This is a genomic window from Streptomyces sp. Root1304 (assembly GCF_001426405.1).
Classification (GTDB): domain Bacteria; phylum Actinomycetota; class Actinomycetes; order Streptomycetales; family Streptomycetaceae; genus Streptomyces.
Genome location: NZ_LMEP01000005.1, coordinates 179,144 through 204,797, shown reverse-complemented (window position 1 = coordinate 204,797; position 25,654 = coordinate 179,144). Strand labels below are relative to the sequence as shown.

At 72.4% G+C, this 25,654-nt stretch carries 26 protein-coding genes and 2 pseudogenes; 17 read left to right on the top strand and 11 right to left on the bottom strand.

The window, feature by feature from the left end; genetic code table 11:
- Positions 1–132 precede the first annotated feature (132 nt).
- From ASD33_RS09780 to ASD33_RS34015, 7 genes and pseudogenes are all read left to right on the top strand, one after another.
- A complete protein-coding gene (locus ASD33_RS09780) occupies positions 133–1,749 on the top strand; it encodes an ABC transporter substrate-binding protein (RefSeq protein WP_056557016.1) in 1,617 nt (538 codons plus the stop codon).
- The gene (locus tag ASD33_RS09775; RefSeq protein ID WP_056556649.1) at positions 1,746–2,738 is read left to right on the top strand and encodes an ABC transporter permease; all 993 of its coding nucleotides are present in this window, start codon (positions 1,746–1,748) and stop codon (positions 2,736–2,738) included. The genes ASD33_RS09780 and ASD33_RS09775 overlap by 4 nt, the downstream gene beginning before the upstream one ends.
- A complete protein-coding gene (locus ASD33_RS09770; protein ID WP_056556646.1) occupies positions 2,731–3,567 on the top strand; it encodes an ABC transporter permease in 837 nt (278 codons plus the stop codon). Before ASD33_RS09775 ends, ASD33_RS09770 begins: the two co-directional genes overlap by 8 nt.
- 29 nt (positions 3,568–3,596) lie before the next feature.
- Positions 3,597–4,592 carry an ABC transporter ATP-binding protein gene (locus ASD33_RS09765; protein WP_056557013.1) on the top strand — a complete coding sequence of 332 codons (996 nt, stop codon included), beginning with the start codon at positions 3,597–3,599 and terminating at the stop codon, positions 4,590–4,592.
- Positions 4,585–5,250 (top strand): ATP-binding cassette domain-containing protein, encoded by a 666-nt coding sequence (locus ASD33_RS09760; protein ID WP_056556643.1) that lies wholly within the window; start codon positions 4,585–4,587, stop codon positions 5,248–5,250. The genes ASD33_RS09765 and ASD33_RS09760 overlap by 8 nt, the downstream gene beginning before the upstream one ends.
- Positions 5,251–5,363: 113 nt before the next feature.
- Positions 5,364–5,558, top strand: a complete 195-nt coding sequence (locus ASD33_RS09755) for a hypothetical protein (RefSeq protein ID WP_056557010.1) — start codon at positions 5,364–5,366, stop codon at positions 5,556–5,558.
- A 136-nt stretch (positions 5,559–5,694) separates the two neighbouring features.
- A pseudogene (locus tag ASD33_RS34015) lies at positions 5,695–6,030 on the top strand (hypothetical protein); the annotation flags it as partial.
- A 263-nt stretch (positions 6,031–6,293) separates the two neighbouring features.
- On the opposite strand, the gene ASD33_RS09745 reads toward ASD33_RS34015, so the two are convergent.
- The 3 genes from ASD33_RS09745 to ASD33_RS09735 form a co-directional block, all read right to left on the bottom strand.
- On the bottom strand, positions 6,294–6,542 hold the full coding sequence (locus ASD33_RS09745; protein ID WP_157870017.1) for a hypothetical protein: 249 nt from the start codon (positions 6,540–6,542) through the stop codon (positions 6,294–6,296).
- A gap of 175 nt (positions 6,543–6,717) precedes the next feature.
- Positions 6,718–7,368 (bottom strand): fasciclin domain-containing protein, encoded by a 651-nt coding sequence (locus tag ASD33_RS09740; RefSeq protein WP_056556635.1) that lies wholly within the window; start codon positions 7,366–7,368, stop codon positions 6,718–6,720.
- 88 nt (positions 7,369–7,456) lie between these two features.
- Positions 7,457–9,040 (bottom strand): molybdopterin-dependent oxidoreductase, encoded by a 1,584-nt coding sequence (locus ASD33_RS09735; RefSeq protein ID WP_056556632.1) that lies wholly within the window; start codon positions 9,038–9,040, stop codon positions 7,457–7,459.
- Between the two features lie 491 nt (positions 9,041–9,531).
- On the opposite strand from ASD33_RS09735, the gene ASD33_RS09730 reads away from it, so the two are divergent.
- Positions 9,532–9,942, top strand: coding sequence for an ATP-binding protein (locus ASD33_RS09730; protein ID WP_079044678.1), 411 nt, complete (start codon positions 9,532–9,534; stop codon positions 9,940–9,942).
- 150 nt (positions 9,943–10,092) lie between these two features.
- Here the strand turns inward: ASD33_RS09730 and ASD33_RS09725 are convergent, their stop codons facing one another.
- Complete coding sequence (locus ASD33_RS09725; protein WP_056556629.1) at positions 10,093–10,332, bottom strand: chaplin; 240 nt, start codon at positions 10,330–10,332, stop codon at positions 10,093–10,095.
- Positions 10,333–10,772: 440 nt separating this feature from the next.
- Here ASD33_RS09725 and sigK point away from each other — a divergent pair, with 440 nt between their 5' ends.
- The 5 genes and pseudogenes from sigK to ASD33_RS36200 form a co-directional block, all read left to right on the top strand.
- Complete coding sequence (gene sigK, locus ASD33_RS09720; RefSeq protein WP_242426895.1) at positions 10,773–11,297, top strand: ECF RNA polymerase sigma factor SigK; 525 nt, start codon at positions 10,773–10,775, stop codon at positions 11,295–11,297.
- Positions 11,294–12,043 (top strand): anti-sigma factor, encoded by a 750-nt coding sequence (locus ASD33_RS09715; RefSeq protein ID WP_056556625.1) that lies wholly within the window; start codon positions 11,294–11,296, stop codon positions 12,041–12,043. Before sigK ends, ASD33_RS09715 begins: the two co-directional genes overlap by 4 nt.
- A 37-nt stretch (positions 12,044–12,080) precedes the next feature.
- On the top strand, positions 12,081–12,266 hold the full coding sequence (locus tag ASD33_RS36205) for a hypothetical protein (RefSeq protein WP_056556622.1): 186 nt from the start codon (positions 12,081–12,083) through the stop codon (positions 12,264–12,266).
- Positions 12,267–12,527: 261 nt separating this feature from the next.
- Entirely contained in the window at positions 12,528–13,787 is a 1,260-nt protein-coding gene (locus ASD33_RS09705; RefSeq protein WP_242426886.1) for an FAD-dependent oxidoreductase, read from the top strand.
- Positions 13,784–13,960 (top strand): annotated as a pseudogene (locus tag ASD33_RS36200) (DUF1365 family protein); the annotation flags it as partial. The gene ASD33_RS09705 and the pseudogene ASD33_RS36200, both read left to right, overlap by 4 nt.
- 173 nt (positions 13,961–14,133) lie before the next feature.
- On the opposite strand, the gene ASD33_RS09700 reads toward ASD33_RS36200, so the two are convergent.
- The 4 genes from ASD33_RS09700 to ASD33_RS09685 all read right to left on the bottom strand — a co-directional run bounded on the left by ASD33_RS09700 (position 14,134) and on the right by ASD33_RS09685 (position 17,781).
- Entirely contained in the window at positions 14,134–15,180 is a 1,047-nt protein-coding gene (locus tag ASD33_RS09700) for a hypothetical protein (RefSeq protein WP_056556616.1), read from the bottom strand.
- 12 nt (positions 15,181–15,192) lie between these two features.
- Positions 15,193–15,489 carry a DUF4193 domain-containing protein gene (locus ASD33_RS09695; protein WP_003955561.1) on the bottom strand — a complete coding sequence of 99 codons (297 nt, stop codon included), beginning with the start codon at positions 15,487–15,489 and terminating at the stop codon, positions 15,193–15,195.
- Between the two features lie 395 nt (positions 15,490–15,884).
- Entirely contained in the window at positions 15,885–17,123 is a 1,239-nt protein-coding gene (locus ASD33_RS09690) for a HAMP domain-containing sensor histidine kinase (protein WP_056556612.1), read from the bottom strand.
- A gap of 4 nt (positions 17,124–17,127) precedes the next feature.
- Positions 17,128–17,781, bottom strand: a complete 654-nt coding sequence (locus tag ASD33_RS09685) for a response regulator transcription factor (RefSeq protein WP_030146958.1) — start codon at positions 17,779–17,781, stop codon at positions 17,128–17,130.
- 373 nt (positions 17,782–18,154) lie between these two features.
- Here ASD33_RS09685 and ASD33_RS35745 point away from each other — a divergent pair, with 373 nt between their 5' ends.
- Positions 18,155–18,328: a hypothetical protein gene (locus tag ASD33_RS35745; RefSeq protein ID WP_199863492.1), complete on the top strand. Its 174-nt coding sequence runs from the start codon at positions 18,155–18,157 to the stop codon at positions 18,326–18,328.
- 167 nt (positions 18,329–18,495) lie between these two features.
- Here the strand turns inward: ASD33_RS35745 and ASD33_RS09675 are convergent, their stop codons facing one another.
- Both ASD33_RS09675 and ASD33_RS09670 read right to left on the bottom strand, forming a co-directional pair.
- Complete coding sequence (locus ASD33_RS09675; protein ID WP_056556606.1) at positions 18,496–19,326, bottom strand: inositol monophosphatase family protein; 831 nt, start codon at positions 19,324–19,326, stop codon at positions 18,496–18,498.
- 9 nt (positions 19,327–19,335) lie between these two features.
- Complete coding sequence (locus ASD33_RS09670) at positions 19,336–20,463, bottom strand: ferrochelatase (protein ID WP_056556603.1); 1,128 nt, start codon at positions 20,461–20,463, stop codon at positions 19,336–19,338.
- A 185-nt stretch (positions 20,464–20,648) separates the two neighbouring features.
- Between ASD33_RS09670 and ASD33_RS09665 the strand changes: the two genes are divergently transcribed.
- A complete protein-coding gene (locus ASD33_RS09665) occupies positions 20,649–21,911 on the top strand; it encodes an MFS transporter (RefSeq protein WP_056556600.1) in 1,263 nt (420 codons plus the stop codon).
- The gene (locus tag ASD33_RS09660) at positions 21,850–23,190 is read left to right on the top strand and encodes a D-arabinono-1,4-lactone oxidase (protein ID WP_056556598.1); all 1,341 of its coding nucleotides are present in this window, start codon (positions 21,850–21,852) and stop codon (positions 23,188–23,190) included. The genes ASD33_RS09665 and ASD33_RS09660 overlap by 62 nt, the downstream gene beginning before the upstream one ends.
- 10 nt (positions 23,191–23,200) lie before the next feature.
- Here the strand turns inward: ASD33_RS09660 and ASD33_RS09655 are convergent, their stop codons facing one another.
- Positions 23,201–24,091: a hypothetical protein gene (locus ASD33_RS09655; protein WP_063991925.1), complete on the bottom strand. Its 891-nt coding sequence runs from the start codon at positions 24,089–24,091 to the stop codon at positions 23,201–23,203.
- A 486-nt stretch (positions 24,092–24,577) separates the two neighbouring features.
- Between ASD33_RS09655 and sepH the strand changes: the two genes are divergently transcribed.
- Positions 24,578–25,624 (top strand): septation protein SepH, encoded by a 1,047-nt coding sequence (gene sepH, locus ASD33_RS09650; RefSeq protein WP_056556593.1) that lies wholly within the window; start codon positions 24,578–24,580, stop codon positions 25,622–25,624.
- Positions 25,625–25,654 lie beyond the last annotated feature (30 nt).

Genomic DNA, 25,654 nt, shown 5'->3' with positions numbered 1-25,654 from the left:
CACGAGGCAGGCCCCGCACAGGCCCCCGGGTGAGCCCCGGGTAAGGGGCCCCTGTGTTCACACCCCTTTACATACTGTTTAATTGCGAGTCGTTCGCAATAACAGTTGATCTCCAAGAGGGGTGTGGACACGATGACCGCCCGATCCGTCCGCGGCGGGGCCGCCGCGATACTCGCGGGGGCCCTCGCGCTCACCGCGGCGGCCTGCACGAACCCCGGCAGCACCGCCGGAGGCTCCGGCGGACCCAAGGATTCCGCGGTCGTCGGCATCGCCTACGAGCCCGAGACCCTCAGCCCCCTCCTCGGCTACGGAAAGGACGGCAACTCCAAGATCTTCGACGGGCTGCTCGCCTTCGACGCCGACATGAAGCTCGTCCCGGCGCTCGCCACGAAGCTGCCCCACGTCACCGCCGACGGGCTCACCTACACGTACACCCTCCGCGAGGGCGTCACCTTCAGCGACGGAGCCCCCTTCACGGCCGAGGACGTCGTCTTCACGTACCGGACGATCCTCGACCCGAAGACGAACAACCCCTCCCGCACCGAACTGGACGCCCTCGGGAGCGTCGAGGCGATCGGCGACGACACCGTCGTCTTCCACCTCAAGTACCCCTACGCGCCCTTCGCGCAGCGCACCGTCCACGCCATCGCCCCCGCGCACGCCGCCGCGGAGCAGGACGTCAACACCGGCGCCTTCACCACGAAGCCGATCGGCACCGGACCGTACGTCCTCACCGGCTGGTCCAAGGGCGAGAAGCTCAGCTTCAAGGCCAACCCGACCTACTGGAACGGCGCGCCCGCGGTGAAGAAGTTCACCATGGCGATCATCAAGGACGACGACGTCCGCGCCACCCGGCTGCGCGCCGGGGACCTCGACGGCGCCGTCCTGCCGCCCAACCTGGCCGCCGGGTTCAAGGACGACAAGGCGAAGCGGACCTGGACGGCCAGGACCTACGACTACCGCACGGTCACCCTCCCCACCCACCAACCGGTCACCGGCGACACCGCCGTCCGCCGCGCCCTCGACCTCGCCGTCGACCGGCAGACCATGGTCGACAAGATCCTCGAAGGCGCCGGGAAGCCCGCGTACGGTCCCGTCCCGACCGACAGCCCCTGGTTCGCGAAGGGCACCGAGCGCCGCCACGACCTCGCCGGCGCGCAGAAGCTCCTCGACGAGGCCGGCTGGAAGGCAGGCCCCGACGGCGTCCGTGTCAGGAACGGCGTCCGCGCCGCCTTCCCGCTCTGGTACCTCTCCGGCGACAAGCTCCGCCAGGACCACGCCCTCGCCTACGTCTCCGACGCCAAGAAGGCCGGCATCGACATCACCGCCCAGGCCGGCACCTGGGAGGTCATCGAGCCCCGGATGAAGACCGACGCCGTCCTCGCGGGCGGCGGCTCGCCCGGCGACCCCGACTTCGACCAGTACCTGCTGCTCAAGTCCACCCTCGCCGGCGACGGCTTCAACAACATGGCGTGGTACGACAACAAGGCCGTCGACCGCGCCCTCGACGAGGGCCGCCGCACCGACGACCCCACCGGGCGCCGTGCCGCGTACGACACCGTCCAGCGCGAACTGGTGAAGAACCCGGGCTACACCTTCCTCACCCACATCGACCACCTCTACGTCATGAACGACGCCTGGGACGGCCCCAGCACCCAGACCGAGCCCCACGACCACGGGCTCGCCTCCGGCCCCTGGTGGAACGTCGAGAGCTGGAAGCCGAAGAAGGCCGGGGCGGCCGAGAAGTGAAGCGCCGCCTCCCCTGGGGGGCCATGGCGCGGATGACGGGACGGCGCGCCCTCGCCGCCGTCCCCGTCCTCCTCGCGGTCACCCTCGCGGTGTTCGCCGTCGCCGAAGCCTCCCCGTTCGACCCCGTCAAGGCCTATGCCGGCACCGCCGGACTCACCGCCTCGCAGGAGAACCTCGACCAGCTGCGCGCCAACCTCGGCGTCGACCGGCCCCTGCTCACCCGCTGGTGGGAGTGGCTCACCTCGGCCCTCACCGGCGACCTCGGCGACTCCGCCGTCATGCGCCGCCCCGTCGCCGAGGTCGTCGGCGAACGCCTCGGCTGGTCCGTCCTCCTCGCCGTCACCGCCTTCCTCGTCGCCATCGCACTCGGCACCCTCCTCGGCGTCCTCGCCGGACGCCGACGCGGCGGCCTCGTCGACCGGGCCGTCAGCTCCGTCGCGTACACCCTGGAAGCCGCCCCCGCGTTCTGGCTCGGCCTCCTCGCCATCTGGTTCTTCGCCCTCGAGCTCGGCGCCCTGCCCGCCGGGGGACTCACCGACACCGGCAGCGACGTCGTCACCGCCGGCCAGGTCGCCCGCCACCTCGTGCTGCCCGCGCTCGTCCTCGGCGTCTCCCAGCTGCCCTGGTTCTTCCTCTACGTCCGCCAGGGCGTCGGCGACGCCCTCGACGAGGACCCCGTGCGCGGGGCCCGCGCCCGCGGCCTGCGTGAACGCACCGTCCTCACCGGCCACGCCCTCCGCTCCGGAATGCTGCCCATGCTCACCCTCGTCGGCTCCCGCGTCCCCGAACTCATCACCGGCGCACTGCTCGTGGAGACCGTCTTCAGCTGGCCCGGCATCGCCGCCGCCACCGTCCAGGCCGCCACCTCCGTGGACTTCCCGCTGCTCGCGGCCCTCACCGTGCTCGCCACCGCCGCCGTCCTCCTCGGCAACCTCCTCTCCGACCTCCTCTACGGACTCGCCGACCCGAGGGTGGGCTTCGATGGCTGACCCGCGCACCCACCGTCTGCGGCTCTGGAGCTCCGCCCTCGTCGTCGGCGCCGTCCTGCTCGCCGTCCTCCTCGTGCCCCCGCTCGTCCAGCTCGACGAACAGGCCGTCGACCTCTCCAGGAAGCTCCTCCCGCCGTCCTGGGAGCACCCCTTCGGCACCGACGACCTCGGCCGCGACCTCCTTCTGCGCTGTGTCCACGGCCTGCGGATCTCGCTCCTCGTCGGCCTCGTCGCCGCGCTCGTCGCCACCGTCGTCGGCACCGCCGTGGGCGCGGCCGCAGGGGCGCTCGGCGGCTGGACCGACCGCACCCTGATGCGGCTCGTCGACGCGTTCTCCTCCGTACCACACCTGCTGCTCGGCATCTTCGTGGTCGCCCTCTTCCGGCCCGGCGTCTGGCCCGTCATCGCCTCCGTCGCCGTCACCCACTGGCTCTCCACCGCCCGGATCGTGCGCTCCGAGGTCCTCTCCCTGCGCACCCGCCCCTTCGTCGACGCCGCCGTCTCCGGCGGCGCCACCCGGTGGCGCGTCACCGTCCGGCACCTGCTCCCCGCGGTGCTGCCCCAGGCCGGGCTGGCGGCCGTCCTGATGATCCCGCACGCCATGTGGCACGAGTCCGCGCTGTCCTTCCTCGGCCTCGGCCTCCCCAGCCACCAGGCCAGCCTGGGCAACCTCGTCCAGAACGCCCGTTCCTCGCTCCTCGCGGGCCACGGCTGGCCCACCCTCTTCCCCGGCCTCCTCCTCATCGTCCCCACCCTCGCCATCGCGGGCCTCGCCGGCGTCTGGCGCGACCGCCTCAACCCGCGCCGCCGATCGGAGCTGATGCTGTGAACGCCCCGTACGCTCCCCAGGACCGGGTCCTGCGCGCGCTTGACGCCGTCAGCGCCGAGCGGGCCGAGGGGGCCGTGCTCAGCGTCCGCGACCTGAGCGTCCGCTTCCGGCTGCGCGGCGGGCGGAGCGTCGCCGCCGTCAGTGAGGCCGGGTTCGACCTCGGCGCGGGGGAGTGCCTCGCCCTCGTCGGCGAGAGCGGCTGCGGCAAGTCCGTCCTCGCCTCCGCCCTCCTCGGGCTGCTGCCGGGGAACGCCGAGGCCTCCGGCACGGCCCTCCTCGCGGGCCCGGCCGGCGAGGAGGGCGTCGATCTGCTCGCCGCCGACGAGAAGACCCTCGCCCGGACGGTACGGGGCCGCCGCGTCGGACTCGTACCGCAGAGCCCCGCCGCCCACCTCACCCCCGTCCGCACCGTACGGTCCCAGCTGGAGGAGACCGTCCGCGCCCTCACCGGCACCGCCCGCCGCGCCCGACGCGAGGCCGCCGAGGAGGCCGCCGCACGCGCCGCCTTCCCCGCCGGGCACCTCGACCGCTACCCCCACGAACTCTCCGGCGGCCTCGCCCAGCGCGCCGCCACCGCCCTCGCCCTCATCGGCGGCGCCCCCCTCCTGCTCGCCGACGAACCCACCACCGGCCTCGACCGCGACCTCGTCGACCGCACCGTCGACGAACTCCGCCGCCACGCCGACGACGGCCGCGCCCTGCTCCTCATCACCCACGACCTGGCCGCCGCCGCCCGGATCGCCGACCGCGTCGCCGTCATGTACGCCGGCCGCATCGTCGAGATCGCCCCCGCCCAGCGGTTCTTCGGCCCCGTCGGGCCCCGCCACCCCTACGCCCGCGGCCTCCTCGACGCCCTCCCCGACCGGGCCTTCGCCCCGATCCCCGGCATGCCCCCGGAACTCTCCGCGCTGCCCGAGGGCTGCGCCTTCGCCCCGCGCTGCCCGCTCGCCACCGAACTCTGCGCCGAACGGCCCGCGTTCACCGCGGGCGTGGCCTGCCACCACCCGGAGCACCCCCGTGCTTGAACTCGACACCGTCACCGCCGGATACGACCGCCGCGCCCCCGTCTTCCGGGGCGCCTCCCTCACCGTCGCCCCCGGGGAGTCCGTCGGACTCCTCGGCCCCAGCGGCTGCGGCAAGTCCACCCTGGCCCGGGTCGCCGCCCTCCTCCACCGCCCCGACGCCGGCCGTCTGGTCCTCGACGGCACCGAGGTCACCGCCTGGCGCCACCGCGCCCCGCGCGCGCTGCGCACCGCCGTCGGCGTCGTCTTCCAGCAGCCCCGCACGGCCGCCGACCCCCGGCTCACCCTCGCCGACCTCGTCGTCGAACCCCTCCGCGCCACCGGCCGGCGCGCCGAGGCCGCCGCCCGCCTCGCCGAACTCGCCCCCGCCGTCGGACTCACCCCCGACCTGCTCGTCCGCCGCCCCCACGAGGTCAGCGACGGCCAGCTGCAACGCGCCTGCCTGGGCCGCGCCCTGGCCCTCCGTCCCCGCTGGCTGATCTGCGACGAGATGACGGCCATGCTCGACGCCTCGACCACGGCCGCCCTGGTGGCCGCCGTCGAGACCTACCGCACCGAAACCGGCGCGGGCCTCCTCGCCGTGGGCCACGACCGCGTCCTGCTGAACCGCTGGTGCGACCGAACGGTCGAGTGGAAGGACTGCCTGCCCACCGCCTCCTGACCGGATCTCACCCGTATGGCCGCCCCGCCATACGCCCGGACGGACCGTGCATTCCGCCACACTGTCCGCCGAACGCCGCAATTCCGGTGCGGCGACGGAGGGACGTGAAGGCGATGGCCGTTTCCATTTCTGTCGTGGTGCTGCTGGTGGTGCTGGCCGCGATCTTCCTGCGCAGCGGCGGGCTCAAGTTCACCCACGCGCTCGTCTGCGCCCTGCTCGGCTTCTTCCTCGCCGGCACCAGCATGGCGCCCACCATCCACAACGGCGTCGCCGCCACCGCCAACGTGGTCTCCAGCCTCAGGCCGTGAGCGTTGCGGGGGCGTGAACGGAGGTGAACCGCCGTGAACCGCCCGTGAATCCAGGGGCGGTTCCGTGTACATCTCCAGCACCCGGGCCTAGCGTCGGCCGCCGGCGCGACCGACGTGCGGACCCCGAGGAGCCGCCTTGACCACGCATCCGCCCCGACGACGAGCTCGCGCCCTGGCGCTCATCGTGCTCGCCGCCACCTTCCTCGCGGGCGCCGCCCCCGGCGCCCAGGCCGAGGAGGTCCCCCTCGGCCTCGGCCACCGGCTCGTCGACCACTACGAGGGCGCCCCCGGCACCGCGCGACCGGTTCCCGGCAAGGGCACCGCCCAGCACCCGTACCTCGTCCCCAACGGGCGCAGCGGCATGCATGCCGACGGCGCCGGGAGCGGCACCCACCCCTACCCCGGGCCCCTCGGCCGCGACCCGAAGGTGGACAGCGAGAAGATCGCGCCCGTCGGCGGCGAGTGCGCGACCCCCAGGGCGGCTTGGTTCTCCCCATGCTCTCCCCGGCGGGCACTGCTTCGGCATGAGGTGCAGCCCCTGGTCAAGGCTGTGCTCGGCTCGGAGGGGCTACGCAAAGCGTCAAGGGGGGCGCCGGTCGGTGCGACGAAGGCGGTCCGGCCGGCGAGGAGGCGGGCTGACCGGGCCGCGTAGTCCTCGGCGGCCCAGCCGATCCGGCGGAACAGTAGGCGGACAGCTCCGGTTCGCGGATGAGTGGCGCCGGTGCCCGGGATGGGTCAGAGCAGGCTTCTACTGCGGACGGGCAGGATGCTCAGGGTCTTGACGGTGCCGTCCTCGTGGAACGAGATCGGCCCGTTCCACTTGCTGGCCTCTTCGGCGCTGGGCAGGGCGGAGCGGATTTCGTAGGCTGCCTGCCGGTATTCCTTCACACGCCCTTCGCTGATCAGCCCGTACAGTCTCGTGTCCCTTCCGGAGAATCCCTCGATGCGTAAGTTCTCCATGCGGAATACGTGGTTGGTCCCCACGAATTTCCTGTCGGCGACTGTGATCTCGGCGTCGTGAGAGCTGGAGGTGGCGGCGAAGGTGGGAACGTCGTAAGGCTCGCGGCCTTGGCTGGGCCGTGGTGATGCCGGTGGCCCCGCACCCTTCCTGGGAGGACGGGTGCAGGGCCACCGTGACGTGCGGACCGTGCGCGAAGCCCTACTGGGGCATGAGGACGGTGTCGATGATGTAGACGTTGGCGTTGGCGGTCTTCACGTTGCCGCAGACCACGTTGGCGGTGTCGTTGACCTTGTAGGACTCGCCGGAGCCGGTGGTGGTGATCATGCCCTTCTGGAGGGTCTCGAAGCTGCCGTTCTCCAGCTGCTTGGGGGTGAGCTTCTGGCCGACGACGTGGTAGGTGAGGATCTTGGTGAGGGTGGCCTTGTCGGCGAGGACCTTGTCGAGGTCGGCCTTCGGGATCTTGGCGAAGGCGTCGTTGGTCGGGGCGAAGACGGTGATGTTCTCGGCGTTGTTGAGGGTGTCGACGAGGCCGGCCTTCTTGACCGCGGTCACGAGGGTGGACAGGGCCGGGTTGTTGGACGCGGCGGTGGCGACCGGGTCCTTGGCCATGCCGTCGAAGGAGCCCGCGCCCTCCTTCGGCACCCCGGCACAGGCCGGGCCGAAGGGCTGGTCGTCGGTCACCGGCGCCTCGGAGGGGGTGCCCGCCTCCCTCGTCGTCTCCGCGGCGGCCGTGGTGGGAGCGGCGGCCTTGGTGTCGTTGCCGGAGTCTGAGCACGCGGCCAGGGAGAAGGGCAGCGCGACGGCGGCGGCGACGGCGATCGCGATGCGGCGGATCTTCATGCTGTTCATGATCAGGTGCTCCTTGGGGATTCTTCTCTGAGGTGTCGAGGTGGTTGGTCGTGCTGCCCGGTGGGGGCCTTGTGGCCGTCCGGGTGGTCTAGGGGACGGTGACGAAGACGCTGTGCCAGCCGCTCGCCCCGTCGGGGATGGTGCGGGTGCGCTGTTCGGTCTGGACCTGGCCGGTGCCGTCGGTGGCGCGGACGGTGAGCGTGTGTCCGCCGGGGGTGGCCTGCCAGCGGTAGGACCACTGCCGCCAGGTGTCGACGCCTGCCTGACGGGCGAGGTCGGCGTCCTGCCAGGGCCCGTCGTCGACGCGGATCTGGACGCGGGTGATGCCGCGGCGCTGGGCCCATGCGACGCCGGCGACGGTGACGGTGCCGGCGGCGGGGCGGGCGAAGGGTTTGGGGGTGTCGATGCGCACCTGGGTCTTGATCGGCGCGCGTCGTGCCCACTTCCGCTTCACCCAGTAGGGGTCGTAGGCGTCGAAGGTGCTGAGCTCGATGTCCTCGATCCACTTGCAGGCGGAGACGTAGCCGTAGAGGCCGGGGACGAGCATGCGGACGGGGAAGCCGTGCTCGAAGGGCAGGGGTTCGCCGTTCATGCCGACGGCGAGCATCGCGTCCCGGCCGTCCATGACGTCCTCGACGGGGGTGCCGAGGGTCATGCCGTCCACGGAGCGGGCGACCAGCTGATCCGCCCGGCCGCCCTTCGACGGCGGCCGGACGCCGGCTTCCTCCAGGAGGTCGGCGAGGGGTACGCCGAGCCAGCGGGCGTTGCCGATGTAGGGGCCGCCGACCTCGTTGGAGACGCAGGTCAGGGTGATGTCGCGTTCGATGAGTGGGCGGGCCAGGAGCTGGTCGAGGGTGTAGGTGCGGGGGCGGGAGACCCCCTTGCCGTGGACGCGCAGCCGCCAGGTTCCGGCGTCGACCTTGGGCACGGTCAGGGCGGTGTCGACGCGGTAGAAGTCGGCGTTGGGTGTGGTGAAGGCTGTGATGCCCGGCACCTTCAGCTGGACACCGGCCGGGACGGAGGGGGCCGGAGAGGCGGGTCCGGGGAGCACCAGGCCTTCCCGGGAGGCGACGGCTCCCCGACCTTGCCGACCGGTGAAGTACCGGCCCAGTGCGCCGGCGGAGGTCGCGGCGACGGCGGTCACACCGGCAGCGGCGAGGAACCCGCGCCTGCTCCGCGCGCCGGGGTTTGTCTGACCGCCCGCATCGGCCGGGGCGGGAACGGGGGCGGCTTCGGTCGCCAGCACGTACAGCGCCACGGCTCCCGCGACCGCTCCAGCGACCGAGGGCAGCAGGTCACCGGCGCCGGTGGAGTCGGGACGGCTGAGAGCCGCGGCGGCGCCGACGATCCCGAACAGCAACACCCCCGCCGCACCGGCGCGCCGATGCGACATGGCCAGGATGCCGAGGCCGACGGCGATGAGGGCGAGGATCGCGAGAATCCCCAGTTGGAGAACGATCTTGTCGTTCTCCCCGAACGTGCGGATCGCGAAGTCCTTCACCGCGGCAGGCGTCCGGTCGATGACCGCCCCGCCCACCGCGGTCACCGGTCCGGCCGCCGGCCGCACCAGTCCGGCGACCAGCTCGGCCACGGCCAACGCCGTGAACGCGGCCAGGAGTCCGGCCGGCGCGCCGAGTGCGGCGCGGACGAGTTTGCTGCGGAAGCTGCTCACATTGCTGCATTCGACGGCCGCCGCCCGGCGGATTGGTCCGACCCACGAAAGAGTGAAGCCTCCTTCCGGTGTTGCCTTACGCGGCGGGCATGGAGGCGGTGGCGCGGCCATGGTCTCTGGCGCGCGGAGCGGAGCTCGTGGTGGGGCGGCGTCGGTCGCCGGGGAGGAGGGCGGGCCCCAGATGCAGCGGCCGAGGACGGGGGCGAGGAAGAGGCCTACGTGAGGGATGCCGTCGGTCTGCGCGACCGCGCCGGGAGGGACGGTGCGGGGGTCGGCGGCAGCGGAGAACGGCGCCTGGGTTCGCCGTCCTCGTCCGATTCGGTCACGGCAGCGGGAGCGGGAAGGCGGGGCTGGAGATCACTCTGACGGTCGCTCGGCACTTCTCCCGGATCCAGGCAATCCATCGCGGCAGTCGTCACGCATCACCACAACTCCACGGAGTTCCCCTTCACCCGGTATTCCTGTCACGAAGACCGCTGCGAGGAATCATCATGGACACCGCCATCGCTCCCTGCGGATGTCCGGCCACGCTGCATCTGCCGCTCCTCTCGGACGGACGCGCGGCCCGCCAGGCCCGTCAGGCCGCGGCACGGCTCCTGGCACAGGAGGCGGACGCCTGGCCCCGTGAGGTTGCCGAGGATTTCGTACTGATCGTCTCGGAGCTGGTCGGCAATGCGGTGCTCCACGCCGCCGGGCCTTACGTGCTCACCTTGAGCCTGGAGCGGGGGCGGGCGGGTATCGCCGTGAGCGACGGCACGGCGGACCTGTCAGGGGAGCACGGCGACGCGCGGCGCGAGGAGCCGGGAGGCCGGGGGCTGAAGATCGTGCGGGCGCTGGGGGCAGACCTATTCGTCAGCCCCTCCATCCGGGGCAAGCAGGTCATCGCGGTCCTCACCTGGTAGCCCAGGCGGAAGGACGTGGTGCCGCGGGCGGCTGTGCCGACAGCCGCCCGCGGCCGACCCGCATGGAGCGCGCTGCTCTCCGGGCGGATCACCGGTCCGCGCCACCCCGTCTTGTAGGCGGCGGACCGGAGCTCTTCTCGCGGTGCTCGGTCAGGCGTTGACGCAGGTGTTGCCGAAGGACGGGTTCAGCAGCCCGATCACGCTGACGGTGTTGCCGCACGCGTTGACCGGGATGTGGACGGGAACCTGCACGAGGTTGCCCGATCCCACTCCCGGCGAGTGGGCGGCCACTCCCTGCGCACCGGCATCGGCCGATGCCATCGACGCCCCGCCGACGACCACCGCACCGGCCGCCAGGGCCACCGCCAGACCGTGTCGCACACGAACCATGTGAACTACCTCCCACGAGGGTGCCTCGGCCGCGCAACCCGCGCGGCCGGTGAGGGGAGCCGGAGAACGTCGCTCCACTCGCCTCACGCACCGTCTTCGCCGTTCTACGCCTTCCGGCTTGGCCGCTGCGCCCGGCTTCCCTCGAACGGGCTACTCAGCGATGGCGCGGGTGACGAAGCGCCACCCATCCACACGCCCGTCCGCTACGAAGAATGGACGAGATACCCACCAGACTTCGGTCACCGGACCGTCCCCGGACGGTCCGGCACGATCGAGCGACGACAAAGGACCGGCATGCGATGGACGCCCCGCCCCCCGACGGCCGGCCCAGGCCGCCCCTTCGCCTTCTGTCCCCGGCCGGAGCGGCGCAGGTGAAACAGCCGCTTCCCTTTGGCGCCGGCCGCAACGGCTGCCCTGCCCCCAGCGACCTCACCGAGCTCATGGGCGAGGTGGCGCGCGGCGACAAGCAGGCCTTCTCCGCCCTCTACGACGCCCTGGCACCTCTGGTCTTCGGCATCGTGGTCAAAGTGGTGCGCGACCGGGCGCAGTCGGAGGAGGTCACCCAGGAGGTCATGATCGACCTGTGGCGGCAGGCGGCGCGCTACCGGCCCGAGGCCGGCGCGGTGACGGCGTGGGCGGCGACGATCGCCCACCGTCGGGCCGTGGACCGGGTCCGCTCCGCCCAGGCCGCCACCGACCGCGAGCACGCCCAGGCCGCCCGCGAGCACACCACCGCCTTCGACGAGGTCGCCGAACAGGTCGAGAGCCGGCTGGAGACCGAACAGGTACGGCGCTGTCTGCGCGGCCTGACCGAACTCCAGCACCAGGCCGTGACCCTGGCCTACTACCAGGGCCTGACCTACCGTGAGGTCGCCGAAGCCCTGCGCACGCCTCTTCCCACCATCAAGACACGCATGCGCGACGGGCTCATCCGGCTCCGCGACTGCATGGGGGTGACCACATGAACCACCACGCCACCGACGTCCACACCCTCGTCGCCGCCTACGCCCTGGGCGCACTCGACGACGCCGAACGCAAGGACTTCGACGCCCACCTCCAGACGTGCGAGGCATGCCGCCAGGAAGCCGCCGAGTTCCAGGCGACCACGGCGCGCCTGGCGGCAGCGGTCGCCCAGCCGCCGCCTCCGGCCGCCAAGGCACAGGTCATGGCCGCCATCGACGGCGTACGTCAGCTGCCCCCACGCGTCCCCGCCGCCAGTGCGGCGCCCGCCCTCGGCGGCATCCTGCGCCGCCGGGCCGTACCCCTGGCCCTGGCCGCCAGCGTGGCAGCCGCCGCACTGGGCGGCGTCGCGGTCTGGCAGACACAGAACGGACAGGACCTCGAACAGCGGGCACGCCAGGCCCAGCAGCAGCTCGACGCGGTCAGCGCCGTCCTGGCAGCCCCCGACGCCCGCACCGTCCACGGCAAGTCCGCCAACGGAGCCCTGACCACCGTCGTCGCGTCCGACCAGCAGAACAAGGCCGTCTTCACCGCCGCCAACCTGCCCGCACCCGGCGCGGGCAAGACCTACCAGCTGTGGCTCGACCACGACGGCACCATGCGCCCGGCCGGACTGATCAACCACGACGGCAGCGTGATCCTCACCGGCGACCCCGCCGATGCGGGCGCCGTCGGCCTCACCCTCGAACCCGACGGAGGATCCCCCCAGCCCACCACCGACCCCCTGCTGCTGATGGCCCTTCCCACCTGACCGGGCGCTCCGCATCCATCAGCGATCGAGGTACTTCATGGCAAGCACCCCGGAGATCGGGGACGTCGTCGGCGACTTCTACCCGGCCGGCGGACATCTGGACGGCGGAACCGTCCATCGCCGCGACTCCACCCTGTGCGAGCAGCGCGGCAAGCCCCTCGTCCTCGTCTGTCCGACCAAGGCCGTACGGTGGCGAAGTCCTGCGGGAACAGCGCACCCCTGAGCGGTCTGCGCCGGTCGGTGTTCGTCATCGACGGCCACGGCCGCCTGCACCGGAAGCACGTCACCGCCATAGGCGCCACCTACCCGCCCACCGTCACGCCGAGCACGCACCTCGCCGGCCTCACCGGCTGAATCGGCACAGCTCTTCGACCGACCCTCCACCCCGCGGTCACACACCACGCCAATCCGATCGTCCGGCTGCTGCGAAGTACGGGTGAAACGCAGCAGCCGAGCGGGGTGTCGAGTGGCGGGAGCGCTTGTGGTGGGAGACCGGAAAGTGGCCGTGGTCGGCGCCGGGGTGGCCGGACTGACCGCCGCCTACGTCCTGGCGTCCTCGTACGAGGTCACCCTGTACGAGGCGGACGGACGACTCGGCGGCCACGCCCACACCCGTGACCTGCCGGCCCCCGGAGGCCGGCAGGTCGCCGTGGACTCCGGGTTCATCGTCCACAACGAACGCACCTACCCCACTCTGGTGCAGCTGTTCCGCGAACTGGGGATCGGCACGCAGGACGCCGAGATGAGCATGTCGGTGCGGTGCGACGGCTGCGGCCTGGAGTACGCGGGCGCACGCGGCCCGGCCGCTCTGTTCGCCTCCCGGGCCGCCCTGCGAGGCCGCCACCTGCGTCTGCTGGCGGAGGTTCCGGCTTTCCACCGCGGCGCCCGCCGCCTGCTGGCCCGCACACCGCGTTCGGGCGTCACGCTCGGGGACTTCCTGCGCGTGGGCGGGTACTCCGCCTACTTCGTCAGCCACTTCGCCCTCCCCCTGGTCTCCGCGGTCTGGTCCTGCCCGGCACGCACCGCCCTGTCCTACCCCGCCGCCTACCTCTTCGCCTTCCTCGACCACCACGGCCTGCTGTCCGTCACCGGCTCCCCACAGTGGAAGACCGTCACCGGCGGCTCCGCCGCCTACGTCGAGGCCGCCGCCAAACACATCCAGCGGGTCCGGACCTCCAGCCCCGTCAACGCCGTCCGGCGCACCAGCCGGGGCGTGCTGATCACCACCGCCGACGCGACCACCGACGCCCACGACGCCGTGGTGATCGCCACCCACCCCGACCAGGCACTGCGGATGCTCGCGGACCCCACCACGGACGAGAAGCGGCTCCTGGGCGCGTTCACCTACTCCCGCAACCCCACCGTCCTGCACACCGACACCACCGTCCTGCCCCGCTCGCCGCGCGCCCGCGCCTGCTGGAACTACCGCATGACCAGCTGCGACTCCACGGCCGAGCCCGTCCGCGTCAGCTACGACATACGGCGGCTCCAGCAGCTGCCCGCCGGCGCCGACTACGTCGTCACTCTCGGCGGCGAGGACGGCATCGCCGCCGACCGGGTGGTGGAGCGGATGGTGTACGGACACCCGGTGTACACCCCCACCTCGGTCGCAGCCCAGCGGGAACTGCCCCGACTCAACACGGCCACGACCGCGTACGCCGGGGCCTGGCACGGCTGGGGCTTCCACGAGGACGGCTGCCGCTCCGGCGTCCAGGCTGCCCGCTCCCTGGGGGTGAGCTCGTGACCGGGACCGATTCCGCTGCCGCGCTCACGGCGGCCGGGAAACCGGCGCTGTACGACTGCGCGATCACACACGTCCGCCGCGCGCCCCTGCGGCACGCACTGCGGCACCGCACCTACCTGTGGTACGTGGACCTCGACCGGCTCCCTGTGTTGCCCCGGCCGCTGCGTCCCCTAGGGCCTGTCGTCACACTCCCGTCTGCCCCRCGACGCCTGGMACGCACTCTCGCCGCACCGGGCGAAAGCCCGAGTACGGTCCAGTACGAGGGCTTCCACCCGGCACGCCGAGAGCACGCACCAGACGCCGCGGGGCCGCCCTTCGGGCAACGACAGGAGTKTGACGACAGGCCCTAGAAGCCGATTTCCTTCGGGTTCTCGGGCTGTTCCAGCGGGGGCAACTCCCGGAGGGCGTCCCAGGGGACCTGGCGGCGGCGCAGGTCCTTGCGGATGTGCCCGGCGAGCTTCTTGGTGTCGCGGCGGTTCATGACCGCGCCGACGGCCGCGCCCACCATGAACGGCATGAGGTTCGGCAGGTTGCGGACCATGCGCTTCATGATCTGCTGGCGCAGTTCGCGCTTGAGCTGGCCGCCGAGCGCCGCGTTGACGGTGGTGGGTCTGGTGGGGTCGATGCCCCGCTCCTCGGCCCAGGAGGTCAGATAGGCCGCCGAGCGCTGGGGGAGCCGGCCGGGCGGCCGGAGTCCGTAGACCTCGTGCAGCTCGGCGATGAGTTTGAGTTCCACGGCGGCGACGCCGGTGATCTCGGCCGCGAGTTCCGCCGGCATGGCCGGGGGTACGGGGAGCATGGCGGCGGCACCGACGCTCGCGCCCACGGTCGAGCTCGCGTTCGCCGCGCCGGCGACGAGTTTGTCGGCGAGTTCTTCCGGGCCGAGGCCGGGGAAGTGTCTGCGAAGGGTCGCCAGATCGCGGACCGGGATCCGCGGGGCGAGGTCGATCAACCGGTCGGCGAGATGGCCGAGGCCCGCCTTGGCGCTGTCGCCGCCGCGCTTCACGCCCTTTCGGACGCCCTGCGCGACGCCGCGCCGGACGGCGTCGATCCGGTCGGAGTCGATCTTGATCTTGTCGAGCTGGGCCCGTGCGGGATTGGCGAGGCGACCGACGGCGCCGAAGCGTCCGCCCTGACGCGCCTCGTCCGGCACGTCGTTCCGTCCCGCTCCGCGCTCCACCGGCAGCGGGGCCGGGTCCGGCTCGGCGGGTGCTTCGAGCGAGGCCGGGAGGCCTCGCTCGTCGTCACGTACGCCGAGGGAGTGCGGGGCGGCGGCGTGCTCGGCTTCAGGGGCCTCCTGGGCACCCTCTGCCGGGCCTGTGCCGCCCTTGAACGTCTTCCGGCTCCCGGGGAGCCGGGGACGCCGCTTCCGGGACGGTGTGTCGCCTGCCACGGCCGTACGACCTCAGTCGCAGTCGCGGCAGATCGGCTGGCCGTTCTTCTCCCTGGCCAGCTGGCTGCGGTGGTGCACGAGGAAGCAGCTCATGCAGGTGAACTCGTCGGCCTGCTTGGGCAGGACCCGGACGGCCAGCTCCTCGTTCGAGAGGTCGGCGCCGGGAAGCTCCAGGCCTTCGGCGGCCTCGAACTCGTCGACGTCGACGGTCGAGGTCGACTTGTCGTTCCGGCGGGCCTTCAGTTCTTCAAGGCTGTCCGAGTCGACGTCGTCGTCGGTCTTGCGTGGGGTGTCGTAATCCGTTGCCATGTCGCTCTCCCCCTCTGGGTGGTTGCGGGTGTCTCAGCGCACGTAACGCGTGAGAGGTCGGACTTGTGCCCGACCTGAGGCGGAGATTTTGCCTCACATCAAGGTCTGTTACTCAATCGACACCCGTCCCGTCCTCTCGCGAGTGACCGGCTTCGGGTGGCGAACCGGACCGTACACGGTCCCGTGGGCGCCGCTCGCAGGCGCCACCCCGTGTACTTCCCGTCAATCCAGGCCCGGGAAACCCGGACTTTTCCTGGTTTTCCGAGGGATTTCTCGGTCACGGAGAGTGGAGATCCGGACACCCTCTCCTGTGATCGATCACACATGAGCGTCTCAGGATCGGGGCCCCGGAATTCCGCGCAAAGCGAACGGAACCGGTCGGCTCGTGCAGTCTGTCAGATCGGCAGAGTGACGCGCATCACGAGACCGCCCCCCTCGCGGGGCTCCGCGATGATACGGCCGCCGTGCGCGCGGGCCACGGATCTGGCGATCGACAGGCCGAGGCCGACGCCCTTGTCGCTGCCGGTCCGCTCCTGCCGGAGCCGCCGGAAGGGCTCGAAGAGGTTGTCGATCTCGTACGCGGGGACCACCGGTCCCGTGTTCGAGACGACCAGGACCGCCTGGCCGTCCTTGACCTCGGTGAGGACCTCCACCCAGCCTCCCTCCGGCACGTTGTACCGGACGGCGTTCTGGAGCAGGTTCAGCGCGATCCGCTCCAGCAGGACGCCGTTGCCCTGGACGACCGCCGGCTCGCGCTCGCCCCTGATCTCGACCCCCTTGGCCTCGGCCTCGGAGCGCACCTGGTCCACGCCCCGCGAGGCGACCTCGGCCAGGTCGACGGGCTTGCGCTCGACGATCTGGTTGTCGCTCCGGGCGAGCAGCAGCAGGCCCTCGACGAGCTGTTCGCTGCGCTCGTTGGTGGCGAGCAGGGTCTTGCCGAGCTGCTGGAGCTCCACCGGCGCCGCCGGGTCCGAGAGGTGGACCTCCAGGAGGGTGCGGTTGATCGCGAGCGGGGTCCGCAGCTCGTGCGAGGCGTTCGCGACGAACCGCTGCTGGGCGGTGAAGGCCCGCTCCAGGCGGTCCAGCATCTCGTCGAAGGTGTCGGCGAGCTCCTTCAGCTCGTCGTCGGGGCCGTCCAGCTCGATCCGCCGGGACAGGTCGGAGCCGGCCACCTGGCGGGCGGTCCGGGTGATCCGGCCGAGCGGGGAGAGCACCCGTCCCGCCATGGCGTAGCCGAAGGCGAAGGCGATGATGCTCATGCCGAGCAGGGCGAAGAGGGAGCGGCGCAGCAGATCCTCCAGAGCGAGGTCGCTCTGGTGGCGGAGGCAGACGGAGACGGCCTCGTTGAGCTGCTCCCCGGTGCCCTGCACGGGCAGCTGGCACCAGGAGGTGGTCGGCTGGACCTTGCCCTCGACGACCTTGAAGGGCAGCTCGGAGACGCTGTCCGTGAGGGCCTGGGCGGTGAACAGGTAGATGATCGAGAGCAGCAGGATGCCCGCGATCAGGAACATCCCGCCGTACAGCAGGGTGAGCCGTATCCGGATCGTCGGGCGGAGCAGCGGGCGGACCGGGTCCCTGGGGTCCCAGGTCGGTTTCGGGGGCGCCTGGGGATGCGGCGCGGGGGTGGTGGCCATCGGGTCAGATCCGGTACCCGGAGCCGGGGACCGTGACGATGACCGGCGGCTCGCCGAGCTTGCGGCGCAGGGTCATGACGGTGACCCGGACGACGTTGGTGAACGGGTCCGTGTTCTCGTCCCAGGCCTTCTCCAGGAGCTGCTCGGCGGAGACGACGGCGCCCTCGCTGCGCATGAGGACCTCCAGGACGGCGAACTCCTTCGGCGCGAGCTGGACCTCCTTGCCCTCGCGGAAGACCTCGCGGCGGTTCGGGTCGAGCTTGATGCCGGCGCGCTCCAGGACGGGAGGCAGCGGCACGCTCGTACGACGGCCGAGGGCCCGTACGCGCGCGGTGAGCTCGGTGAAGGCGAAGGGCTTGGGGAGGTAGTCGTCCGCGCCGAGCTCCAGGCCCTCGACGCGGTCGCTGACGTCGCCGGAGGCGGTGAGCATCAGGACGCGGGTGGGCATGCCCAGCTCCACGATCTTGCGGCAGACGTCGTCACCGTGGACGAGGGGGAGGTCGCGGTCGAGGACGACGACGTCGTAGTCGTTCACCCCGACCCGCTCCAGGGCCGCGGCGCCGTCGTACACGACGTCGACGGCCATGGCCTCCCGGCGCAGTCCGGTGGCCACCGCATCGGCGAGCAGCTGCTCGTCCTCGACGACGAGTACGCGCACGTCGTACATCCTTCCCCTTGAGCTGCGGTCCGGAGGCGGACCGGCTGAAATCCGAGCACTGACTGTGCGTGTCCATCCTGCCCCGTACGCGCGTAAACCGGCTGTAAGGCGGCGGTGCGGGGCCCCGGGACGGGTGGGCGACGGCGAGGGCGCGCACGGGGGCGCGTGGCCGGTCCCGAAGAATTCACCGGAATTCCGGGCCAGTTGAGGTTTCTCTGAGGAAGGGGTTGGGGAGGACGACTGCACACCCCGTGATCACGCCCTGTATGTGGCGCGCCACCTACCGCTCTCTGTCCCCCAGAGACCGCAGCGTGTGATCCACCCACCCTCGGCACATCCCCGTGCCACCGGACCCATGACGAGGGGGCGCACGATGGACGCTTTCACCGCAGGACTGCTGCACCGCATCAGGACCACGCAGACGGACCTCACGCGGGCTCGTGAGACGGGCGACGACTACTTGGCGGAGGTCGAGCAGGCGGAGCTGGAGGACCTGCACCGGCTGGCCGCCGAGCACGGCGTGGAGGTCGCCGCGGCGGGTCTCTGACCCGTCGTACCGCCCGCCGGGCGCCCGTAGGGCCGTCCAGACCGTCTCACCCGCACCGCTTCGAGCCGTTCCCGTTCCCGAATCCGCATTCCCGATCCCGCACGCGTGCGAGGGCCCCGGCGCCGTATCCCGGCTCCGGGGCCCTCGCGCGTCCGTCGCCGGGCCCGCTAGTCGTGCCAGGCGCCCAGTTCCTCCAGGAGGCCCTGGAGGGGTGCGAAGAGGCCCGGGGAGGCGGCCAGGGTCAGTTCTCCCGACTCCGGCTCCCCCGGGCGGCCTCCGGTCAGGGCGCCGGCCTCGCGGGCGATCAGGGCGCCGGCGGCGAGGTCCCAGGGGTTCAGGCCGCGCTCGTAGTAGGCGTCGAGCCGGCCCGCGGCGACATCGCAGAGGTCGATGGCGGCCGAGCCGCCCCGGCGGATGTCGCGGACGAGCGGGATCACCCGCCGGGCGATCTCCGCCTGATGGGCGCGCCGGTCCCGGAGGTATCCGAAGCCCGTGCCGAGGAGTGCCTCGTCGAGGACGGGCGAGGGGCGGACGGCGAGGCGCCGGTCCCCCGCGTACGCGCCGCCGCCGAGGACCGCCCGGTACGTCTCGCCGCGCATCGGGGCCTCCACGACGCCGACGACGGTCTCGCCGTCGCGTTCGGCGGCGATGGAGACGGCCCAGGTGGGCAGGCCGTACAGGTAGTTCACGGTGCCGTCGAGCGGGTCGATGACCCAGCGGACGCCGCTGGTGCCGGGGCTCGACGCGCCCTCCTCGCCGAGGAAGCCGTCGGCCGGGCGGTGCTCGGCGAGGAAGCCGGTGATCAGCTTCTCGGCGGCGATGTCCATCTCGGTGACCACGTCGACGGCGCTGGACTTGGTCCTGGCCACGGCGAGGTCGTCGGGCCTGCCGTCGCGCAGCAGCGCTCCGGCGCGGCGGGCCGCCTCCAGGGCGAGGCCGAGCAGTTCGGCGAGCAGCGGGTCTTCGGGACGCGAGTGCGTCGTGAGCGGGTCGGTCACGAGGTCTCCTCAGGCGTACGGGCTGTCGGCTCCGGCGGCGGCGGGACGCTCCGCCCTGGCCGGGCAGCAGCCGATCGGGCACAGGTCGTGGGAGGGGCCGAGGGCGCCGAGCGCGCACCGCTCGGCCCGGGTCCCGCGCTCGGCCGCGGCCCGCTCCAGGACGAGTTCGCGGACGGCGGCGGCGAAGCGCGGGTCGGCGCCGACGGTCGCGGAGCGCCGGACGGGCAGTCCGAGTGCGGCGGCCTTGGCCGTGGCCTCGGTGTCGAGGTCGTAGAGGACCTCCATGTGGTCGGAGACGAAGCCGATCGGGACCATGACGGCCGCGGGGACGCCGGCGCCGTGCAGCTCCTCCAGGTGGTCGCAGATGTCGGGCTCCAGCCACGGGATGTGGGGGGCGCCGCTGCGGGACTGGTAGACGAGCTTCCAGGGGTGCTCGGTCCCGGTGGCCGCCGTGACCGCGTCGGCGATCACCCGTGCCACGTCAAGGTGCTGGCGGACGTAGGCCCCGCCCTCGCCGTGCTCGGTGACCGGTCCGGAGGTGTCGGCTGCGGACTCGGGGATGGAGTGGGTCGTGAAGGCGAGGTGGGCGCCGTCGCGGACGGCCGGGTCGAGCTCGTCGAGGGCGGCGAGGACGCCCTCGATCATGGGCTCGACGAAGCCGGGGTGGTTGAAGTAGTGCCGGAGCTTGTCGACCCGGGGCAGCGGGAGGCCCTCCGCCTCCAGGGTGGCGAGCGCGTCGGCGAGGTTCTCGCGGTACTGGCGGCAGCCGGAGTAGGAGGCGTACGCGCTGGTGGCGAGGACGGCGATGTGGCGCCGCCCGTCGGTGATCATCTCGCGGAGGGTGTCGGTGAGGTAGGGGGCCCAGTTCCGGTTCCCCCAGTAGACCGGCAGGCCGAGGCCGGACTCCGCGAAGTCCGTGCGCAGGGCGTCGAGGAGCGCGCGGTTCTGGTCGTTGATCGGGGAGACGCCGCCGAAGAGGAAGTAGTGCTGCCCCACTTCCTTGAGCCGTTCCTTCGGGATGCCGCGGCCGCGCGTCACGTTCTCCAGGAACGGGACCACGTCGTCCGGACCCTCGGGGCCGCCGAAGGAGAGCAGCAGCAGGGCGTCGTACGGGGCGGGATCGTGCTGATCGGACATGGCACCGATCCTCCCACCCGCCTCCGACGGCGGTCGGCGCGGCCCGTCCGGCCGCGCGCGTCCGAAAAATGGGGATGACTCATCCAGTTCAACCCCGTAGGCTTTAGCTCTTAATTACACGTGTGGGCGCCCGCTCGGGCGGCCGCACGGAAGCCGCGCCCCCACGCGGAGATCCGGAGACCCCCTTGCCCAGTCCCTACCGCGCGATCTTCGAGGCGCCCGGCTCCACCCTGTTCTCCGTCGCCGGACTCCTCGGCCGGATGCCCCTGTCGATGATGGGCATCGGCATCGTGACGATGATCTCCCAGGTCACCGGCCGGTACGGGCTGGCCGGCGCCCTGTCCGCGACGCTCGCGGCGTCCGCGGCGGTCCTCGGCCCGCTGGTCTCCCGGCTCGTCGACCAGTACGGACAGCGCAAGGTCCTCCGCCCCTTCACCCTGGTCTCGCTCGCGGCGGCGGCCGGACTCCTGCTCTGCGTGCAGCAGGACGCCCCCGACTGGACGTTCTTCGTCTTCACGGCCCTGGTCGGCTGTGTCCCGAGCGTCGGGGCGATGACCCGCTCCCGCTGGGCCGCGATCTACCGGGGCGACGGGCGGCGGCTGCACACGGCGTACTCCTGGGAGTCGATCGTCGACGAGGTCTGCTTCGTCTTCGGCCCGATCCTCTCGATCGGCCTCTCGACGACCTGGTTCCCCGAGGCCGGTCCGCTGTTCGCCGGGGTGTTCCTGGCCATCGGCGTCTTCTGGCTGACCTCGCAGCGCGCCACCGAACCGGCTCCCCACCCCCGGGACGGCGGGCGCAGCACGTCCGCGCTCCGCTCCCCCGGACTCCAGGTGCTGGCCCTGGCCTTCGTCGCCACCGGCGCCATCTTCGGCTCGATCGACGTGGTGACCGTGGCGTTCGCCGAGGAGCAGGGAAAGAAGGCCGCCGCCAGTCTGGTTCTGGCCGTCTACGCGCTCGGGTCCGGCCTGGCCGGCGCCGTCTTCGGGCTGCTCCACCTCAAGGGCGAGGCGTCCCGCAGGTGGCTCCTGGGCATCTGCGCGATGGCCGTGAGTATGATCCCCCTCCTACTGGCCGGGAACTTGCCGTTGCTGGCCGTGGCGCTCTTTGTCGCGGGCCTGTCCATCGCACCGACGATGGTGACCACCATGGCCCTCGTCGAAGCGCACGTACCGCGCACCAAGCTGACCGAGGGCATGACCTGGACGGGTACCGGGCTCGCGGTCGGCGTGGCGCTCGGCTCCTCGGCCGCCGGCATGGTGGTCGACGCGTCGGGGGCCGAGGCGGGGTACGTGGTGCCCGTCGTCTCGGGTGCGGTCGCGGTCGCGGTGGGTCTCCTCGGACATCGCCGGCTGCGCAGGCCGGCACCGAACCGGGAGGGGCAGCGTGAGCGGGACGACAACAGCGGGGTCGGGCAGCACCAGGACGGCGAACAGCCCGTGGCGTAACTGGGCGGGGAACGTCACGTCCCGCCCCGTGCGGGAGGTGAGTCCGGCCTCGGCCGAGGAGCTCGCCGAGGCGGTCCGCCGGGCGGCCCGGGACGGGCTGCGGGTGAAGACGGTCGGCACCGGCCACTCCTTCACCTCGATCGCGGCCACCGACGGCGTCCTGATCCGGCCGGGCCTGCTGACCGGGATCCGGCGGATCGACCGCGAGGCGATGACCGTCACGGTCGAGTCCGGCACCCCGCTCAAGCGGCTCAACGTGGCGCTGGCCCGGGAGGGCCTGTCGCTCACGAACATGGGCGACATCATGGAGCAGACCGTCGCCGGGGCCACCTCGACGGGCACTCACGGCACCGGCCGCGAGTCGGCCTCCATAGCCGCGCAGATCCGCGAGCTGGAGCTGGTGACGGCCTCCGGCGAGCTGATGACCTGTTCGGAGAAGGAGAACCCGGAGGTCTTCGCCGCCGCCCGGATCGGGCTCGGCGCCCTCGGCGTGGTCACCGCGATCACCTTCGCGGTGGAGCCGGTCTTCCTGCTCACCGCGCGCGAGGAGCCGATGACCTTCGACCGGGTCACCGAGGAGTTCGACGCGCTGCACGCGGAGAACGAGCACTTCGAGTTCTACTGGTTCCCCCACACGGACAACTGCAACACCAAGCGCAACAACCGGAGCGCGGGCCCCGCCGCTCCCCCCGGCCGGATCGGCGGCTGGGTCGAGGACGAACTGCTCTCCAACGGCCTCTTCCAGGTGGCCTGCTCGCTGGGCCGGGCCGTCCCGCCGGTCATCCCCTCGATCGCCAAGGTCTCCAGCCGGGCCCTGTCGGCCCGTACGTACACCGACATCCCTTACAAGGTCTTCACGTCTCCGCGCCGCGTCCGCTTCCTGGAGATGGAGTACGCGCTTCCGCGTGAGGCGGCGGTCGCCGCGCTGCGCGAGGTCAAGGCGATGGTCGAGCGCTCGCCGCTCAAGGTGAGCTTCCCGGTGGAGGTGCGGACCGCCCCGGCGGACGACATCGCGCTGTCCACGGCCTCCGGCCGGGAGACCGCGTACATCGCCGTCCACCTCTACAAGGGAACGCCCCACCACGCCTACTTCACCGCGGTGGAGCGCATCATGACGGCGCACGGGGGCCGCCCCCACTGGGGCAAGGTGCACACCCGCGACGCCGCCTACTTCTCCGAGGTCTACCCGCGCTTCGCCGAGTTCACGGCGCTGCGCGACCGGCTCGACCCGGACCGGCTGTTCGCCAACGACTACCTTCGGCGCGTCCTGGGCGACTGACGGCCGGCCGTCACTCGGCCGCGGCGCCGGCTCCGGCTCCCGCCGGGGCCGGGTCTGCCGGGTCCGCCGGAGCCTCCGGCGCGCCGGTCCCCTCGGTCGGCTCCCCTGTCGGGGCGGTCGGCTCCGTCGTGGGGCCGGTGGTCGGACCGGTCGGTGTCGGCGCGGGCGTCGGCCCGCTGTCGGCGGAGCCGGAGGGGGTCGGCTCCGGCGAGGGGTCGGCGGTGCCGTCCCGGCCGGAGTCCCGGTCGCCCGGGGTCGGCGTCCCTCCGGTCCCCGGGGTGTCGGCGCCGGAGCCGTCGGCCGATCCGGTCGGCGCGGGCGTGGGGTCCTTGTCCCCGTCCGGCGCCTCCTGCCCGGTGCTTCCGCCGCCCCGGACGACGGACCCGAAGGTGGTCGTCCCCTGGGTCCCGCTGAAGTCCTGGCCGGAGACCAGCTCGTACGTGGTGATGCCGCCCATGGTGACGCCGAAGACGAGCGCGGCGGCGACGGCCGGGCGCTTCCAGCCCCGGACACGGGTGCCGTGGGTGGTCGCCGCGCCGAACTCCTCGTCCACCGGGAGCGGCGCCGGAACCGTGCCGAGCATCAGGGTGCGGTCGGCCGGCGGCCCCGGCACGGACGGCACCTGACGGGCCCTCGGCCTGCCGACGGCGGTCGCGTCGCGCATCTGCTCGCCGGTGCGGCGGAAAAGGTGCTGGAAGAGCGGACCTCCGCAGGTGGCGATGACACTGATCACACCGGCGCCCAGGATCGTGCCGTACACACCGAGGGTGGAGGCCAGCTTGGCGGCGATGACGGCGGCCAGGGCGCTGCCGGAGACCTGAGCGACACTCAGGTCGATCCTCCTCCTGCCGCCCTCCTTCTCCTCCGGCTCGTCCGTGTCGGTATTCGGCCTGTGACGCATCTCCAACCCCTGACGGTTCATCCGTTCGCCTTGCACCCAGAAGGGACAAATGGGCGAAGCGAATAGTTCCGTTTCTGCTGGTTCTGTGAAGAGCGACACGTACGGGGGAAGATCGCGGACACTCAACTCCCGTACAGCCCGAGAAGTTGGGCGGCGCGCCGGTCCACCCAGGTGGCCCGAATGGAGTACATTGACGAACCCTGGGTCCGGACGCCTTCACGGGTGCCCCGGATCGAGGGGCGGGAGCCGGAAACGGCACTCGAACCGGCGGCGCCGAGGCACCGCACGGAAGCCGGATGCACAGAGTGACCGCCTGTCACTCCGCGTAGCCATCCGGTAACCGTGCCATAACGGCGTTCCAGGGTCCACGCCCGACACGCCGGGCAACTCGGCAAGGTAGTGGCAGGCTGCACCCGGGCAGGCCACACTCGACTAGCGGAAGCAGCGACGCACGTGACGTCGGCAGGCACCACCCGGGAGGTCCCCATGCCCGAACTGCGTGTCGTGGCCGTCTCCAACGACGGCACACGACTGGTGCTGAAGGCTGCTGACAGCACGGAGTACACACTTCCGATCGACGAGCGGCTGCGCGCCGCCGTGCGCAACGACCGCGCGCGCCTCGGCCAGATCGAGATCGAGGTGGAGAGCCACCTCCGCCCCCGTGACATCCAGGCGCGCATAAGGGCCGGTGCCTCCGCCGAGGAGGTCGCCCAGCTCGCCGGCATCCCCGTCGATCGCGTACGCCGCTTCGAGGGCCCCGTGCTCGCGGAGCGCGCCTTCATGGCCGAGCGCGCCCGCAAGACCCCGGTCCGCAGGCCCGGCGAGAACAGCGGTCCCCAGCTCGGCGAGGCGGTGCAGGAGCGACTGCTGCTGCGCGGCGCCGAGAAGGACACCGTGCAGTGGGACTCCTGGCGGCGGGACGACGGCACCTGGGAGGTGCTGCTCGTCTACCGCGTCGCGGGCGAGGTCCACACCGCCAGCTGGACGTACGACCCGCCCCGGCGGCTCGTCCAGGCCGTGGACGACGAGGCCCGTGCGCTGATCGGCGAGACCGACGACACGATCGCGGCCGCGCCGGAACCGAGCTTCCCCTTCGTGCCGCGCATCGCCCGGCTGCCCAGGGACCGGCCGCTGGACCGCGCCCTGGACCGCCAGCTCGACCACCGGCAGCTGGAGCGGGCGTCCGCCTCCGCTTCCGCCCCGGTCGAGCCGGAGGAGGAGCGGGACTCGCTCACCAGCCTGCTGGAGGCCGTACCGAGCTTCCGCGGCGACATGATCGTGCCCGAGCCCACGGACACGGAGCCGGCGGAGGAGGCCGAGGCGGAGGAACCGCCGGCGACGGCCGCTTCGGCGGGTGCCGGTTCCGCGTACGCCGATGTGCTGATGCCGCGCGCCGTCTCGGGGCACCGGGACCGGCTCACCGGGACCACGGACCGCCAGGCCGAGGCGGACGGGGTCCGTCCGGGCCGCCGGGCGGCGGTCCCCAGCTGGGACGAGATCGTCTTCGGCACGCGCAGGAAGAAGCAGGACTGACGGAGCACGGCCCATGCCGTGGTCGTAGTC

Excerpts from the sequence above, each read along its gene's own strand:
- ASD33_RS09670 (WP_056556603.1), bottom strand. The coding sequence starts at position 20,463 with ATGTCCGATCAGCACGATCCCGCCCCGTACGACGCCCTGCTGCTGCTC.
- sepH (WP_056556593.1), top strand. The coding sequence starts at position 24,578 with ATGCCCGAACTGCGTGTCGTGGCCGTCTCCAACGACGGCACACGACTG.
- ASD33_RS09755 (WP_056557010.1), top strand. The coding sequence starts at position 5,364 with ATGGCCGTTTCCATTTCTGTCGTGGTGCTGCTGGTGGTGCTGGCCGCG.
- ASD33_RS09725 (WP_056556629.1), bottom strand. The coding sequence starts at position 10,332 with ATGGTTCGTGTGCGACACGGTCTGGCGGTGGCCCTGGCGGCCGGTGCG.
- ASD33_RS36205 (WP_056556622.1), top strand. The coding sequence starts at position 12,081 with ATGGCAAGCACCCCGGAGATCGGGGACGTCGTCGGCGACTTCTACCCG.
- ASD33_RS09695 (WP_003955561.1), bottom strand. The coding sequence starts at position 15,489 with ATGGCAACGGATTACGACACCCCACGCAAGACCGACGACGACGTCGAC.
- sigK (WP_242426895.1), top strand. The coding sequence starts at position 10,773 with ATGGGCGAGGTGGCGCGCGGCGACAAGCAGGCCTTCTCCGCCCTCTAC.
- ASD33_RS09715 (WP_056556625.1), top strand. The coding sequence starts at position 11,294 with ATGAACCACCACGCCACCGACGTCCACACCCTCGTCGCCGCCTACGCC.
- ASD33_RS09730 (WP_079044678.1), top strand. The coding sequence starts at position 9,532 with ATGGACACCGCCATCGCTCCCTGCGGATGTCCGGCCACGCTGCATCTG.
- ASD33_RS09740 (WP_056556635.1), bottom strand. The coding sequence starts at position 7,368 with ATGAACAGCATGAAGATCCGCCGCATCGCGATCGCCGTCGCCGCCGCC.
- ASD33_RS09655 (WP_063991925.1), bottom strand. The coding sequence starts at position 24,091 with ATGCGTCACAGGCCGAATACCGACACGGACGAGCCGGAGGAGAAGGAG.
- ASD33_RS35745 (WP_199863492.1), top strand. The coding sequence starts at position 18,155 with ATGGACGCTTTCACCGCAGGACTGCTGCACCGCATCAGGACCACGCAG.
- ASD33_RS09770 (WP_056556646.1), top strand. The coding sequence starts at position 2,731 with ATGGCTGACCCGCGCACCCACCGTCTGCGGCTCTGGAGCTCCGCCCTC.
- ASD33_RS09690 (WP_056556612.1), bottom strand. The coding sequence starts at position 17,123 with ATGGCCACCACCCCCGCGCCGCATCCCCAGGCGCCCCCGAAACCGACC.
- ASD33_RS09780 (WP_056557016.1), top strand. The coding sequence starts at position 133 with ATGACCGCCCGATCCGTCCGCGGCGGGGCCGCCGCGATACTCGCGGGG.